This window comes from Streptomyces sp. NPDC040405 (genome assembly GCF_055595765.1).
The window spans coordinates 172,730-189,517 of record NZ_JBVIVI010000008.1; the positions used below are offsets into that span (position 1 = coordinate 172,730).

Here is a 16,788-nt window from a genome sequence, read left to right on the forward strand (position 1 = left end):
ATGGCGTTTGCCCGTGCGTTGCCGGTGCCCGAAGCAGGTGGGGGTGGAGTGGCTGTGCGGGGAGCACCCGGCAGCCCAGCCGCGGGCGACGGCCTGGACGCCGGGCGAGGGGAAGGTCGCGCGGTGGCTTGTGCTGGAGCTCCAGGCGGCGGCGCTGGCGCCGACCGGCACAGCGCGCGGTGGGGCCGTGGCGGTTGTTCCCGCTGGTCAGTGGAAAGACAACATCCCTGGTGCGGACACCCGACAGCAGGCCCTACTCCGGCGCCTGGAAGCCGCCGATCTTCTGCTCGAGCAGTTCGGCCAGCCGCAGCGGGGTGCGGTCCTCGAACATCGGACCGATGAGCTGCACTCCCACCGGCAGACCATCGGAGGCCCGGCCCGCTGGTATGGCGGTGGCGGGCAGGCCGGGCATGGTGGCCAGACCGGCCCAGACGAGCTGGTCGAAGTACGGGTACTCGACGCCGTCGATGTCGATCCGGCGTTCCAGCGGATTGGGGTTGTGGTCGTGCGGGAACGCGGGAGTGGGCGTGATCGGGCACACCACGGCATCGAACTCGGCGAACAGTTGCCGCCAGCCGTGACGGTGCAGTTCGCGGAGGTTGTTCGCCTGGAGCCAGTCGTGGTGGCTGAACACCATGGCGCGCAGCCGTGCCGCGTCGAGGCTCTGGTCGTCCGCGTTCAGTCCGGCGGCGCGGGTCCGCAGCCGATCGTACGGTTCGACGGGGAAACGTGCGGCGGAGCCCGAGACCAGCAACTGGCTGTAGAGCGTCCCGGCCTCGGTCAGATCGGGTAGCAGCGGACTGCGCCGTTCGACGTGGGCGCCGCCGTCGACAAGCGCGTCGGCCACCCGGCTCACGCCCGCCCGCACCGCCGACCCGGTGGGATTCGTGATGTCCGGCGCCGACCCCCTGGACTGGCGCCGCAAGGCCGCACCGACCACGCCCTGCGGGCACGCAGCCAGAAGACCGAAGCCAGCCTCGTCCGCATCAAGAACGTCGTCGACCAGCTCGCCAAGAGCGGTAGCCCGATCACCGTGGCCGCGGTCGCCCGGCAGGCGGACGTCTCGCGCACCTTTCTCTACGAACACACCGAGGCCCGCACCATCGTCGCCGAGGCCGCCCTACAGGCCCGCGGACCGCGGGCGCAGACGGATCAAGCCCAGCGTGACGCGGTCGAGGCGTCCTGGCGAGAGCGCGCACTTAACACCGAGGAGGCCCTCAAGAGCACCAACACGGAGGTCATCAACCAGCGAGAACGCATCGCCGAACTCCTTGGCCAGATCGCCGCACTGCAGGGCGAGTGGACCGACGCCGACGTCGTGCGCATCACCACCGCCAACGTCGCCCTGCAACGCGAGGTCAGGGCACTGACGACCGAACGTGATCGCCTCACCAAGCGGCTCGCCGTCGCCCGGGACAACGCTCGGTTTGCCGGCAAGCGGATCGCCGCACTCGAAGCGCAGATCGCCGAACAGCTCACCGCCCCACCCTCCTTGCTCGCGCGGCACGACTGACACCGTGGCAGTCCGCACGGGCCCGCCCGGCACGCTCACGAGGCTGACGCGCATGTGCACTGTAGATTCCGCAACTTCGAGAGCATCCGCGGCCCGCTGGGGTGGGGCGTTCGCTTTGGTGAGCACTCGTAGCTGCGGGGTTCGTCGCCCGATCATGAGCAGAACCCTCCGCGACTTTTGCTTGGCGGTAGCGCTGCGTAACGTGCTCTGTCTTGCGCATGAAGACGCGCGGGTCTGTGGGGTGGAATTGAATGGCTCCTGTGGCGGGGCGGCAGAAGGCCGCGAGCGTCGGGCCGCTGCGAGTCGCGGCTGAAGGGGAGCTTCAAGTGTCCCGACGATCGCCGGTTTGGATAACCGGCGATCGTCGTCTATGTTGCGGCGGCTGACGTCAGCAGTCCCGGTCGGGGCACGGCGAGGGGACACGAGGGGAGATCCCTTCGTAGGTCGTAGAGGTCGACCGTGGTCTGCGCCTCTCGTGTGTCCGACCAATGACGAGGAGAGGGCAGGTCTTCCGGCGGGGCGAGCGGGAGTGCCGGATAGGGGCTGGTTGAGATCACCTCTGGGGCAGGCCGTTGCGTTGTAGCCACGCCCGTACTTCGGACTCGGCGTCCTTGACCTTCTCGCCCTGGACAGCCAGGCCAGCGGCGATGGTGGCATCGGGGCACGAGGCGGTGTAGTCGCGTTCGGTGGTGCCCAGGCCGCTCATGGCGTAGGTGGTGACGGGGTGGAGGGTCTTGCCTCGGAAGTCGAGTCTGTCGGTGAACGTGGTCATGATCATGGGTGCGCGGACGTTCCAGATCGGGCTGGCGAGGAGGATGGTGCCGTAGCCGGTCAGGTCGGGCAGGCTGCCCTTAATGGCGGGTCGGGCATCGCTGTCCTGTTCTCGGACGTTGCGCTTGACGGTGGCGTCGTAGTCGTGGGGGTAGGGGTCGGCGGACTCGATGCGGTAGAGGTCGCAGTCGACGAGGTCGTGGATCTTCCGGGCCAGGACTTCGGTGTTGCCGGTCTTCAGGTCGGTGCGGTCGCCGTAGTAGTAGTTCTCGCCCGGCCGGGAGAAGTAGGCGAGCAGGATCTTGCCGCGACGTGGGCCGGCGGATTCGGATGCCGAAGACGTTGCGGCCTGGCCGGACGTCTGCCGGTCGGGGCTGGATGTGCAGGCGGTCATTGCGGGAGCGGCGGCTCCGGTCAGCAGCGCGGCACGCAGGAATGTACGCCGCGCGGGCAGACGGTCGGTTCGGGTCACAGGTCGACTCCCCGGGGACGTAGGACCGGCCAGAACAGGGGGCGGCGGCAGGCGATCGGCCTGCCGCCCACCCCTTGAGGCCGTGGCGCTGCGGATCAGCCGTCGAGGCGGCGCTTGGCGAGCCAGGTGACGATCTCGGGGTCGTGGTGGTCGAAGAAGAGGGAGCTGCCGGTGTCGAGGGTGGCGATCTGGGCCATCTGCTCGTCGGTGAGGTCGAAGTCGAAGACGTCGAAGTTCTCGGCCATGCGCTCGGCGCGTACGGACTTGGGGATGGTGATGACGTTGCGCTGGGTGAGCCAGCGCAGCACGATCTGGGCGACGGACTTGCCGTGCTCCTTGCCGATGCCAGCGAGGAGCGGGTTGGTGAACAGGTCGTTCTTGCCTTCGGCGAAGCCTCCCCAGGACTGGTGCTGCACGCCGTGCTCGCGCATGAGGGCGTGGTAGTCGGCACGCTGGAAGAAGGGGTGGGTCTCGATCTGGTTGACCTGTGGGGTGATCTCGTTGTTGACGATCAGGTCGATCAGGCGGTCGGGGTAGAAGTTGGCGACGCCGATCGCGCGGGTCAGGCCGTCGCGGTTCAGGGCTTCCATGGCGCGCCACTGGCCGTAGACGTCGCCGAAGGGCTGGTGCATCAGGTACAGGTCGAGGTGGTCCAGGTCCAGCTTGGTCAGGGAGGTCTCGAAGGCGCGGCGGGTGTTGTCCTGGGCGGGGGCGTCCTGGACCCACAGCTTGGTGGTGACGAACAGTTCCTCGCGCGGGATGCCGCTGGCCTTGATGGCGCGACCGACGGCTTCCTCGTTGCCGTAGGCGGCGGCGGTGTCCAGCAGCCGGTAGCCGGCGGCGAGCGCGTCGGACACGGTGCGTTCGGTGTCCTCGGCGGGGATCTGGTAGACGCCGAAGCCGAGCAGCGGCATCTCGACGCCGTTGTTCAGGGTGACGGTCTTCATCAGGCGATGTCCTTCGCTGTGTGGGTGCCGGCTGTGGTCAGGGGCGGATGAGGGCCTTGAGGACCTGGCGGTCGGCCATGGCCCGGTAGGCATCCGGGGTCTGGCCGAGGGAGAAGGTTTGGTCGAAGACGCGGCCGGGGACGATGGTGCCCTCCTGCACGTCGGGCAGCAGCTCTTCGATGTAGGCGCGGGCGGGGCTGGCGCCGCCCGTGAGGGTGATGTTGCGCATGAAGACGGCTGGCCCGACCGGACCCTGTTCGTACTGGGGGACGCCGAGGCGGCTGATGGTGCCGCCGTCCAGGACCGCGCCGAGCGCGGTGTCGAGGGTCTGGCGGGTGCCGACGGCCTCGATCACCTTGTCCACGCCCCCGGTCAGCTCCCTGATGCGGGCGATTCCCTCCTCGCCGCGCTCGGCGACCACGTCCGTGGCGCCGAACTCACGGCCGAGGTCCGTACGGGCCGCATGGCGTCCCGCGAGGACGATCCGCTCGGCGCCGAGCCGCTTGGCGGCGATCACCGCGCACAGGCCGACCGCACCGTCCCCGACGATGAGGACCGTGTCGCCGCGGCCGACGCCGGCGGTGACGGCGCCGTGGTGGCCGGTGGTCATGACGTCGGACAGGGCCAGCAGGGACGGCAGCAGCGCGGAGTCCGCGTCCACCGGGAGCTTGACCAGGGTGCCGGCCGCCTGCGGGACGCGGACGGCTTCGCCCTGGCCTCCGTCCACGCCGTCGAAGCCGTACCGGCCGCCGAGGCGGCAGGAGATGTGCAGGCCCTTGGCGCAGTAGTCGCAGGTGTTGTCGCTGTAGGTGAACGGGGCGACGACTAGGTCGCCTGCCTGCAGACCGCGCACGTCCGCGCCGGTGTCCTCGATGACGCCGAGGAACTCGTGCCCCATGGGGCGGCCGGTCTCGGTGGCGGGCATGGAGGCGTAGGGCCACAGGTCGCTGCCGCACACGCAGGAGGCGACGACGCGCACGACGGCGTCGGTGGACTGGTCGATCTTCGGGTCGGGCCGGTCTTCGACGCGGACGTCGCCGGCGCCGTACATCACAGCTGCACGCATGACGGTGTTACTCCAAACGGGGGGTGGGGTGCGGTGTGCGGCGCTCCGATGGGTGTGGGGGTCAGCGCTCCAGCATCCGGGCCTGGGCCTCGGTGTGGGTGGCCCCGGAGGCCGGCGGGAGGGCGGTCAGCGTCTCGATCTGCTGCGCGGTGAGGGTCACGGCGTCGGCGGCGGCGTTCTCCTCCACCCGGGACACGCGCTTGGTGCCGGGGATCGGAGCGATGTCGTCGCCCTGGGCGAGCAGCCAGGCCAGCGCCACCTGCCCCGGCGTCGCACCGACCTCGTCGGCCAGGGCCTTGACCTGGTCGGCCAGCGCCAGGTTGCGCTGGAAGTTCTCACCGGTGAAGCGCGGGTTGTCGCGGCGGAAGTCGCCCTCGTCGAACTGGTCGGGGGAGCGCACCGTCCCGGTCAGCATCCCGCGTCCGAGCGGGGAGAACGGCACCAGGCCGATGTTCAGCTCCCGCAGCACGGGCAGCACCCGCTCCTCGATCCCGCGCGTGAACAGCGAATACTCCGACTGGACCGCGGTGACCGGCTGGACGGCGTGCGCGTGGCGGATCGTGTCCGGGCCCGCCTCCGAGAGACCAAAACCACCCACCTTGCCCTCGGCGATCAGCTCACCGACAGCGCCCGCGGTCTCCTCGATCGGCGTGTTCGGGTCGACGCGGTGCTGGTAGTACAGGTCGATGTGATCGGTGCCGAGTCGCTTCAGCGAGCCTTCGACAGCCGTGCGGATATTCGCCGGGGAGGAATCCAGGCTCCACGCGCCGTCGCCGCCGTGCGAGACCAGGCCGAACTTCGTGGCGAGGACCACCTTGTCCCGGCGGCCCTTCAGCGCCCGCCCGAGCAGCTCCTCGTTGGTGTAGGGGCCGTAGATCTCCGCGGTGTCGATCAGGGTGACGCCCAGCTCCAGCGCCCGGTGCACGGTCCGGATCGACTCCGCGTCATCGGTGCCGGAGCCTGTGTAGCCGTGGGACATGCCCATCGCGCCCAGACCGATCCGGGAAACCTCCAGGTCACGCAGCTTGATGTACCGCATCTCGCCCTTCTTCCGCGTCGCAGGTGTCCAGCCCTCTTCCCTCTCGCCCGGTCGGGCAGGTCGCGCCTGCCCGACCAAGGGCGGGGCCGGGGTGCTTTTGCTCCTTCACCTTCGCCCGGATTGCGCGCGTGTGGCAGGGCGGGCTCTTCGGGGGTAATGACAGGGCCCCTCTCGCCGCTGCGCGGAAGGCGTACGGAGGGTGAGACTGGAGCCATGGCATCGACGAGCGCACACAGCGAGGGCGCCGAGCTGGGCCGCTACCTGCGCGCCCGCCGAACCCAGACCAGCCCCGAACACGTCGGCTTGACTCCTGGCGCCGGCACCCGCCGCACCCCAGGGCTACGCCGCGAGGAGCTGGCCACCCTGGCCGGGATCAGCATCGACTACTACGTGCGCCTGGAGCGCGGCAAGGAGACCCGTCCCAGCCCCGCCGTCCTCGACTCCCTCGCCCGCGCCCTGCACATGGACGACCAGGAGCACCAGCACCTGCGCGAGCTCGCCGCCCGCGCCGCCCGCTACGTCACCGAACCGCCGCCCGCGCCCAGCCGCACCGTGCGCCCCCACCTCAAGCTGCTGCTGGAGTCCCTGCGCCCGAACCCCGCGTACGTCATCAGCCGCAGCATGGACATGCTTGCCTGGAACCCCGGCGGCCTCGCCCTGTACGCGGGACTGGAGGACTGGCCGGCCAAGCACCGCAACCTCGCCCGCTACCTCTTCCTCCACCCCGCCGCCCGCGACCTCTTCACCGACTGGGACCGGCAGATCACCGCATGCGTCGCCCGCCTGCGCGCCATCGCCGGCACCGCGCCGGACGCCCCCGACCTCACCAACCTCGTCGGAGAACTGCTCCTCAAGAGCCCCGACTTCGCGGGACTGTGGGAGCGTTACGAGGTGACCGGACGCAAGCCGGCCCACAAGACGTTCCAGCACCCGCAGGTCGGAACCCTTACCTTGACCTCGCAGTCCCTGCACGTCGAAGGCACCCCGGGTCAGCGCATCGGCGTCTACACCGCCGAACCCGACAGCCCCGACCACGACGCCCTGCTGCTGCTCGACATGACCGCGCGACACCCCGCTGAACATCCCGTCTCTTCCACGAAACCCAACAGGCAGCAGCGCTGAGCAGCTTGCGCTCTGTCCTGACCAGCTTGCCTCCCGTGCTGGCGCCGACAGCAAGCAGACGCCCTAGTAGGGCGGCACCAGCCGCTACTGAACGTTACCGCTGCCCATGATCAGGCGGAAATGCTCGATCGGGGCTCATGATCACGCGGAAGTGCTCGCGGATGGGAACCTGCACATGCACGCCTCCTTTCGCAGCGCCTCCAGGTGCTTGCCGTGGTTCCAGGCGAACCGGCGGGCCTGTCGCTCCATAGCCGGGTACTCCGGCTGGGCCGTCATCTGCTCCGCGTGCTTGCGGTAGTGGTAGACCACAGTCGGCAGCAGAGCGCCGCGGGCAGCACCGGTGACGCCGACGAGATAGGCGTAGTCCTCCCCTTGGGGTAGGGCGGCATAGCCATCGCTCGCGCGGACAATCTCGGTGCGCGCCCGGAGCGTTGTCGGCCCGATGGGAATGGTCGAGTCAGGCGACGCCCAGTGGCGCCAGACGTCACCAGGTGCGTGGAATCCGGGCGGAGTTGAGCAGCGCCAGGTGGTGACCGAGTGGTCGGGGTGAAGGTCTGCAGACCAGCCTGCGCACCAGCCCAGCTCGTGCTTCCGCGCATAGCGGAGGCGCACGGACAACGACTGTGCGGGGAGTACGTCGTCGTCCGAGGTGGTCAGCCAGTCGGCGGTCACCTCGTTCACGGCAAAGTTGCGCGCGGCGCCGGCTCCCACCGGCCGCGGAAGCACGACGACCTTCACACGGGCGTCCGTACCCAGGACTTCGGGCACGCCCTGGTCGGACACGCCGTCGAGGGCCAGCACCTATTCCCAGCTCACCTCCTGCTCGCGCAGGCTCGCATAGAGCTCCAGCAGGTACGCGATCCGGTCCGGGCGCAGCCGCGTAGGGGTGACGACGGCAACATCGACATCGGGTGCGGCTTGCACGCGGGATCTATCTTCCAGGGCCGCGACGGTTCGCGAGGCGGCCGGCATGAACTGGTCGTGCATGGCACTCGATTGAGTGGAGCGGGGCCCGGCCGGGAGCGCCGTCCCGTACCTGTCCGCTACGTTCAATCCCAGGTCACCGGCCATAGAGCGCCTCCGTCGGCCGGAAAACGTCGGGGAGGACACCGTGCTGATCGTGGACGGAACCCTGGTCCCCACGCGTGATCACAGCGTTGCCGAGCAGCCGAAGAACTACCGGTACTCCACCAACCACCAGGTCGTCATCGACGCTGACGACCGGCTCGTCGTCGCAGTCGGCCGCCCGCTGCCGGGCAACCGCAACGACTGCAAGGCGTGGGAGCTGTCCGGGGCCAAGGAGGCCGTCGGTCACACGACCGTGATCGCGGACGGCGGCTACCGGGGCACCGGCCCTGTCATCCCCCACCGCCGTGAGCGCGGCCAGGCTGAACTCCCGGCTTGGAAAGAGGAACACAACACCTCACACCGCGCAGTCCGTGCCCGCGTCGAGCATGCTTTCGCCCGTATGAAGACCTGGAAGATCCTCCGCGACTGCCGGCTCAAGGCCGATGGAATCCACCGTGCCATGCTCGGCATCGCCCGCCTGCACAACTTCACCCTCACCGGGTGACGAAGAAAAAAGCAGGTCAACGCGCGCGCCGTAGATCATTCACGGGACAGCGTCTAGCGCGGATGAGGTTTCCGGCAAGGGCACTACCACCGCTGGATCGGTGCGGCTCCCGTCCACAGATCTTGACAATTGCTCATGGATATGCAGTGAGTCGTGCAGTTCGCTTCAGGGCAAGGCGAGAATGACGGCTGCCGCGTCGTAGGGACGCTGGACGTTGAGTCCCGTGTACTTCTCGAACGCGTTGAGCCGGTTCACCACGGTATTTCGGTGACAGTGAAGAGACCGGCCTGTGTCGCTCAGGCTTCCGGTATCCAAGTATGTCGTAACTGTTTTAAGGATCTTTTCTCGTTCCAGTTCCGTGCATGCCTGCAGGTAGGGGAAAACCAGCTGCCCCAGATCGCATCCTGACTGACTCAGCTGGTGTTTCGTCACCGATTTCCAACGATCCAGCAGAGTTGCGAACCCGGAACTGTCCATCGGGAGATCGGTCATGATCTCACGAGCGGCGGCGGCAGCCTCACGAACATTCCCCAGCCCCCTGGATACAGGAGCGATGGCGACCGCCATCCCCTCGAACAACCCCTTGACTGCTGGCGGTACCTCACCCAGGGCGGTCGTTGCCGTCGGCCAGATGAACAAAGTGTGATGCCCCATGTCGCAGGTGAAAAGCGCATCACCGCGCCAGGGGGTGCTCCGCAGGCGTCTGTGGGCGGTAAGCCCGTCATCCTTGGAGGTGGCCGCCACGCAGAAGTTGTCAGAGGTGCGGACCTGCAATGCCCCGGCGATCCGTTCCAGAGAGGCTTCGGACGGCCGGGTCGACGCGAAAAGCTGCGACAGATAGTTGCGCTGAAGGTCAGCGTTGGCCAGCTGAATAGCGGCTTGCTCGGTCAGGTAGTGCTCTTGGACGTTCGCCACGAAAGTGTCCACGGTGTCCCACACCCGCCCGGCATTTCGCACCAGCAGCTCCGGATCCGCTTCCAGGGTCGGATCGGACAAGGTCTCCCAGAGGATCGTGAAATCCAGCCTGATGACGCGGAGCAGGCTGTCCAACGGTATGCCCTGGCGGGCGCGTAGAGTCCCGAGGGATTCAGAGAGTCCCCTCAAAATGGTTGTATCGCCACTTGTTCGCAGACTTTCGAGCATGGCCGTGAACGTTTGCACGCTCCGACACCTCAAATCCTCGGCGGTCAGCGAAGAGGAGGTATAGACGGGCTCCGCCATGACCTTCGCCAGAAACCGTTCCACCATCGAGTCCAGTCGACCACTCGCTCGGTCGACCAGATGGTCCCAGGTCCCACCGCCTGTCGCGCACACTCGCCTTTCCCTTCTGTCCGCACGATCTTCGGCAGGTGTCGACCCTGGCGACCTGACTGCCGCTGAACGCCGTCACCTGCGGGTTCGCAGCTTACCCGCGCGGCGCCGGAACGCACCCGGCCGTTCACCTGCGCCGGTTTCCCGATGTGCATCCGCCCAATTTTTGCTGCCGTCAGCAGTGCGATCTCTCATTGCTCGCCGGCCGGGCCACTGCCAACCTGCTCGGCGAGGGCCCGTAACGCCAGATTCAAGCCACGTCGCCAAGGGGAACATCGTGACCAGTCAAACGAGCCTCGCGACCTCAGATCTACCTGACTCCCGCCCAGAAGAATCCGGTTACCAGAAACTGCTCTCCAACCGCCAGATTCAGATGATCGGAATCGGAGGTGCTATCGGTACCGGACTGTTTTTGGGTACCGGCGGCCGAATGGCCTCCGCCGGCCCGGGGTTGGCGCTCGCCTATGTGTTCTGCGGGTTCTTCGCGTTCCTGATACTAAGGGCATTGGGTGAGCTGGTTCTCCATCGTCCGACTTCGGGATCTTTCGTCTCCTATGCCCGCGAATTCTACGGCGAGAAGGCCGCGTTCGTCTCCGGCTGGGTGTATTCGATCTCGTGGGCGCTCACGGCGATCGTCGACATTACGGCGGTGGCCGTGTACGTCCACTACTGGTCGGCGTTGAGCAGTGTCCCGCAGTGGGTGCTCGCGCTGGGCGCCCTGCTGATCGTCACCGGGGCCAACCTCGTGTCGGTCCGCTTTTTCGGCGAGATGGAGTTCTGGTTCGCTCTCGTCAAAGTGGTCGCGCTGGTTCTCTTCCTTCTCGTCGGCGGCTTCGTACTCGGCGCCGGTTTCCCGGTGCAGGGCCACGAGGCAGGGTTTTCGCTGATCGCTGACAACGGGGGCCTCATACCGCACGGCATATTGCCCATGGTGATCGTCATGCAGGGAATTGTGTTCGCCTACTCAGGCATCGAACTGATCGGTGTCGCCGCCGGTGAGACCGCCCGTCCCGAAAAGGTGATGCCCCGCGCGGTGAACGCCGTCGTCCTGCGCATCGCTGTCTTCTACGTCGGATCGACGGCGCTTCTGGCGCTGCTGCTGCCATACACCTCGTACAAGGCCGGTGAGTCCCCGTTCGTCACGTTCTTCCGGAGCCTGGGAGTGCCGGGCGTAGGGGGCGTGATGAATCTCGTGGTTCTCACCGCGGCGCTGTCCAGCCTCAACGCCGGGCTCTACTCCACCGGACGCATCTACCGGTCCATGGCGCACAACGGGACGGCGCCCGGATTCATGACCCGTATGAGCCGCAACGGAGTGCCCTACGGCGGCGTCCTGTTCACCTCCGCGCTGGCGCTCCTCGGGGTGGGGCTCAACGCCGTCGTCCCGAAGATGGCGTTCGAAATCACGCTCAACGCGACGGCGCTCGCCATCCTGTGCACCTGGGGAACCATCGTCCTGTGCCAGCTGAAGCTGCACCGGCTGGCGCGTCAGGGCCGCGCGAGCCGGCCGGCGTTCCGCATGCCCGCATCCCCGTGGACCTCCTATCTCACGCTGCTCTTCCTGTGCGGAGTCCTGCTCCTGATGGTCTTCGACTACCCCGTCGGAACGTTCACCGTCGGAACGCTCGCCCTCATCGCCCCGGCGCTGGCCGTCGGCTGGTACTGCGTGCGAGGCCGGGTCCTGGCACTCGCGGCCGACCGTCATCGCGGCGATTCCCCCGCGAACCAGTGACCACCTTCCCCCACCATTCCGCTCCCAAGGAGAAAGCCAGATGACCCCCCAACGCATTCAGCCCGGCACCGCCGACGACACCCGCGCCGAACGCGCCGAACAGTTCCTGCGCGACTGGCGGTCGCTGAGCCGTATCGGTCAGACCTCCGGTGGGGGAGTGGACCGGCAGGCCGCGACCGTCGCCGACGCCCAGTCCCGGGCCTGGTTCACCGCGCTCCTCACCCAGTACGGGTTCACGGTGCGCACCGATGTGATCGGCAACATCTGGGGGCTGCTGGAGTGGAACCCCGGCGCGCCGTTCGTCGTGGTCGGCTCCCACCTCGACAGCCAGCCCCTCGCGGGCAAGTTCGACGGGGCGTACGGCGTGGCCGCCGCGCTGCACGCCGGACGGCGGCTGGCGGAGCAAGGCGACGCAGACGACCGGCCGAAGTACAACCTCGCCGTGGTGGACTGGTTCAACGAGGAGGGGTCGCGATTCACCCCGTCCATGATGGGCAGCTCGGTCTATACGGACAAGCTGCCGGCGCCGACCGCTCTGGCCACGGAGGACGCCGACGGCGTGACGGTCGCCGAAGCCCTCTCCGCCATCGGCCACACCGGGTCCTGGACCGGGCCGACGCCCGCCGCGGCCGCCGAGATCCACATTGAGCAGGGCAGGTCGCTGGAGAACTCCGGCACGACGATCGGGCTGGTCGAATCGTGCTGGGCCGCCGAGAAGTTCACGGTTGCCGTGCGCGGGGAGCAGGCGCACACCGGGTCCACGGTCATCGCCGACCGGCATGACGCGCTGCTCGGAGCCTCGCGGCTGGTGGTGCTGCTCCGTGAGCTGGCCGACCGCTTCCCGGGCGGTGCGCTGCACACCTCCGTCGGGCAGCTGACGGTGGTGCCGAACTCCCCGGTCGTGGTGCCCCGAAGGGTCGACCTGACCATGGATCTGCGCTCTGCCGACGAGGGTGTTCTCGCGGAGGCCAAGCAGCTCCTGGAACAGGGCGTCAAGCAGATCGAACAGGAGGCCGCGGTCACGATCGAGGTCAGCGAGTCGCATGCCTGGGGCGTCCGCCCCTACACGTCCGCGGGCGTGGACCTCGCTCGTGAATGCGCCGATACCCTCGGGCTCTCGAGCAGGCCCGTCCAGACCCTGGCCGGTCATGACTCGATCAACATGAACGACATCGTTCCGACGGTGATGCTGTTCGTGCCGAGCCGCGAGGGCATCAGCCACCACGAGGGCGAGTACACCGAGGACGCGGACCTGTGTGCTGGGGTCGATGTGCTCACCGACGTGGTCCGGCGCCTGTGCCGGGGAGAACTCGATGGCGGTCGCTGAGGGCACCCCGCAGGCCCCGCACCTGCGAGTCGCGGTCCTGCAGGCCACCGGCCTCGTCGGAAACCGGCAACAGAACCTCGTGACACTTGAGGACGCCGCCCAGCGAGCCCGGTCACAGGGGGCGGAGCTGCTGGTCACGCCCGAACTCTTCATCAGCGGCTATCACCCCGCGAGCGCCGCCGGCGACGACGGCGAGGCACACCGGCACGCGGTCGCCGAGATCGCCCGCTCAGCCGGTCTGGCCGTCGTCGCCTCAACGGTGGACCACCACAAGGGGGAACGCTTCATCAGCGCGTCGCTCTTCGATAACACCGGACAGGAGCTGACGAGGTATCACAAGTGGCACCTCTTCGGCCCCTCGGAGAAAGCCGTCTTCACACCTGGCCGTCTGCGGCCGCGGGTGGTTCCGGTGTGCGGAGTGAAGATCGCTCTCGGCGTGTGCTTCGACGTGGAGTTCCCCGAGTTCACCCGCGCGGTGGCACGCTCCGGAGCCGAGCTGCTCTGCGTCCCGACCGCGGTACCGCTGAGGCAGCGGCGGGGCGCTGCGGCGGACCCCTTCGACACCCGTCTCATCCCGGGCATGGTCGTCCCCACGAGGGCGCTGGAAAGCCAGATCTACATCGCCTACGCCAACCACACCGGACCCCGGTTCGCGGGGTTGAGCTGCCTCAGCGATCCCTACGGCAGACGCATCGCGGCCGGGGAATTCGATCCCGAGCTGGTGCTCGGCGACGTCAGCCCGCGGACCCTGCTGGAAGCGCGTCGCGCCACCGATTACCTCGCCTCGCTCGACTGACATCGTGTCCTGGCCGCCCGGCCGACGCGGACTCGCTACAGGAAACGCACTACAGGAAGAGATCGTGAACACGTCATCCGACCGGGTCACCATGCTGGTCCCCGACTTCCCCTTTCCCTACGACGAGTACCTGGCCCACACCGACGGCCTGGGCGTGATTCCGCCTGAATTCCATGGCGCCGAGATCGCCGTCATCGGCGCCGGCCTGTCCGGTCTCGTTGCCGCGTACGAGCTGATGAAGCTGGGGTTGAAGCCCGTGGTCTACGAAGCCGCCGAGCTCGGGGGCCGGCTGCGCGGAGCGCGGAAGGCGGGCACCGACCATCCGGTGGCGGACCTCGGCGGGATGAGGTTTCCCCGCTCGGGGAGGGCCTTCTACCATTATGTCGACCTGCTGGGCCTGGACACGCGGCCCTTCCCCAACCCGCTCACGGCCGCCTCGGACAGCACGGTGATCGAGATAGCCGGGCAGAAGCACTACGCGGAGTCTCCGGGCGACCTCCCGCGGTTCTTCCACGACGTTGCCGACGCCTGGCATGCCTGTCTCGAAGAGCGCGCGCACTTCTCCGGCATGCAGCAGGCGATCAAGGACCGCGACTACGCCACGATCAAGAAGCTGTGGAACGAACTGGTCCCGCTCCTCGACGACGTGTCTTTCTCGCATTACCTCGCCACGTCGAAGGCGTTCTCCTCGCTGCCGTTCGAGTACCGCGAAGCCTTCGGTCTGGTCGGGTTCGGAACAGGGGGTTTCGATACCAACTTCCCCGATTCGATGCTCGAGATCCTGCGCGTGGTGTACGTCAACGCCGAGGACGATCAGCACCGCATCGTCGGTGGCGCGCAGCGACTGCCTCAGCTCCTCTGGCACCACGCCCCGGAGCAGATCGCCTACTGGCCCGCCGGTACGAGTCTGGCATCACTGCACCAGGGGGGCCCGCGCGGCGCGGTCAAGCGGATCTGGCGGGCACCGGAGCCGGCGTGGGGCATCGATGTGACGGACCGGTGGGGAAGCGCAACGACCTACCCGGCGGTCATCACCAGCTGCCAGTCCTGGCTGCTGTCCGCTCGGATCGACACCGACGAATCGCTGTTCAGCCAGCAGCTGTGGACCGCGATCGAGCGCAGCCACTATATGCAGGCATCGAAGACCTTCGTGGTGGTGGACCGTCCGTTCTGGAAGGACGTCGACCCCGAGACCGGTCGGCACGTGCTGAGCACCACGCTCACGGACCGGCTGACCCGCGGGACCTACCTGCTGGACAACGGCCCCGACCAGCCGGCCCTTATCTGCCTGTCCTACACGTGGAACGACGACGCCCTCAAGTGGCTGACCCTCGACGGGGACGAACGCGTCCGTCTGATGCTGCACTCGCTGAAGCAGATCTACCCGGACGTCGACATCGCCTCACACATCGTCGGTGACCCCATCACCGTGTCCTGGGAGGACGACCCTCATTTCATGGGCGCCTTCAGTGACAACCTGCCCGGCCACTACCGGTATCAGGAACGCCTGTACACCCACTTCATGCAGGACGGGTTCGACCCGGCGCACCGCGGGATCTACCTGTGCGGCGACGACGTCTCGTGGACGGGCGGCTGGGCCGAGGGTGCCGTCACCACCGGCCTTAACGCCGTATGGGGAGTGATGAGCCAGCTCGGCGGCAAGACCCGCGCCGACAACCCCGGGCCGGGGGACCGTTTCGAGGAGCTCAAGCCGATACGGCTCCCCTGACCTCCTGAACCCCTGACCCCGGCGGTGGACCGTCTGGGCCGTGTCATGACGAAGACCTCTCCGGGCGGCGAACAGGTGGCTCGGAGGGGCCTTCGCCGCGCGCTCGGCTCAGCCGGTCACCTCTGTCCGGTCGCGTCGCTCCCTGGCCCGCAGAGCCAGGGCGATGAGGGCCGCGTCCTCGGGGCGACGTACGTCGTGACCGGTAAGCTCGCAGAAGCGGGTGAAGCGGTGCTGCACGGTGTTGCGGTGGCAGTAGACGGCCGCGGCCGTGTCGGCTATCGCGCCGTTCCCGGTGAGATGGACGCGCACGGTGCGCAGCAGCCGTTCCTTCTCGGCGTCGGTGACGTCCGGTCGGTCGAGTCCGCCGAGCACGTCGTCGGCGAGGTCGTGCGCGAGATCCGAGGTGTGGTGGACCAGGACGTCCAGCCAGCTGTCCCGCAGCCACCTGGGCCCGCGGGCGTCCACGGGAAGGCTGCGCGCCGTGGTGATGGCCAGCCGGACCGCGCGCGGTACGTCGGCCAGGCGGTCGGCGGCGGATGACACCCCGCAGGGCGTTTCCCCCAGGTGTCCCAGGATGGTGCGGGCGGTGGTACGCGGCCCGAGCTGGGCGGTGAGGACCACCGCCGAATCGAGGGCCTGCTGCTGGACCGGGACTCCCGCGGTGCGCAGGTCCGCCGCGGCCTGGCGCAGGGGGGCGCCATACTGCGGGGCGGCAGCGGCGCACACATATTCCCCGCTGACCTGGAAGCCGAGTGCCAGCGCGGTGTCGCCCACCACGGTGGGATTGCGGCCGTCGCAGTCCATCAGGCGGGCGAACCACATCTGGCGCTCGTCCTCGGCCCGCCGCCCCATCTCCAGCACGGTGCGCTGGTAAGCGGTCATGATGCCGGTGACATGGCGCTCGACCGCCTCCCAGACGTAGTACGCGGAGGCCACCAGATGTGTCATGTTCCGGTCCTCGGCGCGCCGCACCAGGGCCGTCCACACCACCCGGAAGTCCAGCCGGGCCGCGTTCAGCAGGGACTCCAGCGGTACCCCCTGCCGGGCACGCCGGGTGCCGACCCGTTCGGACACCTCGGCGATGTGCTCGGGCACGGGAAGCTCGGCCGCGGTACGCAGCAGCATCTCCAGCGCGTCGCGCGCGGAGTCCCGGAAGTCCGCGTCCGGCACGCGGTCGGCGTAGGTCCGGCGGACGGGGCCCACCACGTCGATCCACAGCTCGATCAGCCCGTCGAGGTCGTCCAGGCACTCCCGGGCGAGCTCGGCGATGCGTGGGTCGGGCGGAGGGAAGGCAACTGCCGCATTGTGCATGTGCACGATTCTGGTCAGCGTATCGGATGCATTTCAACCTTGGCTGGATTCCATCGCCCCGGGATTCTGATGTAACCGC

14 protein-coding genes and 2 pseudogenes are annotated in these 16,788 nt (G+C 68.2%); 7 read left to right on the top strand and 9 right to left on the bottom strand.

Annotated features, from left to right (window positions below):
* Nucleotides 1-253: 253 nt before the first annotated feature.
* A pseudogene (locus ACZ59A_RS29815) lies at nt 254-883 on the bottom strand (amidase family protein); the annotation flags it as partial.
* Here ACZ59A_RS29815 and ACZ59A_RS29820 point away from each other — a divergent pair.
* Nucleotides 815-1,513, top strand: coding sequence for a DUF6262 family protein (locus tag ACZ59A_RS29820; protein WP_470964757.1), 699 nt, complete (start codon nt 815-817; stop codon nt 1,511-1,513). The pseudogene ACZ59A_RS29815 and the gene ACZ59A_RS29820 sit on opposite strands and share 69 nt — an antisense overlap.
* A gap of 553 nt (nt 1,514-2,066) precedes the next feature.
* On the opposite strand, the gene ACZ59A_RS29825 is transcribed toward ACZ59A_RS29820, so the two are convergent.
* The 4 genes from ACZ59A_RS29825 to ACZ59A_RS29840 all read right to left on the bottom strand — a co-directional run bounded on the left by ACZ59A_RS29825 (nt 2,067) and on the right by ACZ59A_RS29840 (nt 5,808).
* Nucleotides 2,067-2,756, bottom strand: coding sequence for a flavodoxin (locus ACZ59A_RS29825; protein WP_470964760.1), 690 nt, complete (start codon nt 2,754-2,756; stop codon nt 2,067-2,069).
* A 95-nt stretch (nt 2,757-2,851) separates the two neighbouring features.
* On the bottom strand, nt 2,852-3,703 hold the full coding sequence (locus ACZ59A_RS29830; RefSeq protein WP_470964763.1) for an aldo/keto reductase: 852 nt from the start codon (nt 3,701-3,703) through the stop codon (nt 2,852-2,854).
* 37 nt (nt 3,704-3,740) lie between these two features.
* Entirely contained in the window at nt 3,741-4,769 is a 1,029-nt protein-coding gene (locus ACZ59A_RS29835; protein ID WP_470964766.1) for a zinc-binding dehydrogenase, read from the bottom strand.
* 61 nt (nt 4,770-4,830) lie between these two features.
* Entirely contained in the window at nt 4,831-5,808 is a 978-nt protein-coding gene (locus ACZ59A_RS29840) for an aldo/keto reductase (RefSeq protein WP_470964769.1), read from the bottom strand.
* 213 nt (nt 5,809-6,021) lie between these two features.
* On the opposite strand from ACZ59A_RS29840, the gene ACZ59A_RS29845 reads away from it, so the two are divergent.
* Nucleotides 6,022-6,930, top strand: a complete 909-nt coding sequence (locus ACZ59A_RS29845) for a helix-turn-helix transcriptional regulator (RefSeq protein WP_470964772.1) — start codon at nt 6,022-6,024, stop codon at nt 6,928-6,930.
* Nucleotides 6,931-7,071: 141 nt separating this feature from the next.
* Here the strand turns inward: ACZ59A_RS29845 and ACZ59A_RS29850 are convergent, their stop codons facing one another.
* Nucleotides 7,072-7,731: a glycosyltransferase gene (locus ACZ59A_RS29850; protein ID WP_470964775.1), complete on the bottom strand. Its 660-nt coding sequence runs from the start codon at nt 7,729-7,731 to the stop codon at nt 7,072-7,074.
* Nucleotides 7,732-7,917, bottom strand: coding sequence for a hypothetical protein (locus ACZ59A_RS29855; RefSeq protein WP_470964779.1), 186 nt, complete (start codon nt 7,915-7,917; stop codon nt 7,732-7,734).
* Between the two features lie 115 nt (nt 7,918-8,032).
* Between ACZ59A_RS29855 and ACZ59A_RS29860 the strand changes: the two are divergent.
* Nucleotides 8,033-8,503: pseudogene (locus tag ACZ59A_RS29860) on the top strand (transposase); the annotation flags it as partial.
* Nucleotides 8,504-8,668: 165 nt separating this feature from the next.
* Here ACZ59A_RS29860 and ACZ59A_RS29865 read toward each other — a convergent pair.
* The gene (locus ACZ59A_RS29865; RefSeq protein WP_470964782.1) at nt 8,669-9,751 is read right to left on the bottom strand and encodes an RsbRD N-terminal domain-containing protein; all 1,083 of its coding nucleotides are present in this window, start codon (nt 9,749-9,751) and stop codon (nt 8,669-8,671) included.
* Between the two features lie 436 nt (nt 9,752-10,187).
* On the opposite strand from ACZ59A_RS29865, the gene ACZ59A_RS29870 reads away from it, so the two are divergent.
* The 4 genes from ACZ59A_RS29870 to ACZ59A_RS29885 all read left to right on the top strand — a co-directional run bounded on the left by ACZ59A_RS29870 (nt 10,188) and on the right by ACZ59A_RS29885 (nt 15,398).
* Complete coding sequence (locus tag ACZ59A_RS29870) at nt 10,188-11,546, top strand: amino acid permease (protein WP_470965556.1); 1,359 nt, start codon at nt 10,188-10,190, stop codon at nt 11,544-11,546.
* A 40-nt stretch (nt 11,547-11,586) separates the two neighbouring features.
* Nucleotides 11,587-12,873 (top strand): M20 family metallo-hydrolase, encoded by a 1,287-nt coding sequence (locus ACZ59A_RS29875; RefSeq protein ID WP_470964784.1) that lies wholly within the window; start codon nt 11,587-11,589, stop codon nt 12,871-12,873.
* The gene (locus ACZ59A_RS29880; RefSeq protein WP_470964787.1) at nt 12,860-13,669 is read left to right on the top strand and encodes a nitrilase-related carbon-nitrogen hydrolase; all 810 of its coding nucleotides are present in this window, start codon (nt 12,860-12,862) and stop codon (nt 13,667-13,669) included. The genes ACZ59A_RS29875 and ACZ59A_RS29880 overlap by 14 nt, the downstream gene beginning before the upstream one ends.
* A gap of 91 nt (nt 13,670-13,760) precedes the next feature.
* Nucleotides 13,761-15,398 carry a flavin monoamine oxidase family protein gene (locus ACZ59A_RS29885; RefSeq protein ID WP_470965558.1) on the top strand — a complete coding sequence of 546 codons (1,638 nt, stop codon included), beginning with the start codon at nt 13,761-13,763 and terminating at the stop codon, nt 15,396-15,398.
* A 108-nt stretch (nt 15,399-15,506) separates the two neighbouring features.
* On the opposite strand, the gene ACZ59A_RS29890 is transcribed toward ACZ59A_RS29885, so the two are convergent.
* Nucleotides 15,507-16,709 carry a PucR family transcriptional regulator gene (locus tag ACZ59A_RS29890; protein ID WP_470964790.1) on the bottom strand — a complete coding sequence of 401 codons (1,203 nt, stop codon included), beginning with the start codon at nt 16,707-16,709 and terminating at the stop codon, nt 15,507-15,509.
* Between the last annotated feature and the right edge of the window lie 79 nt (nt 16,710-16,788).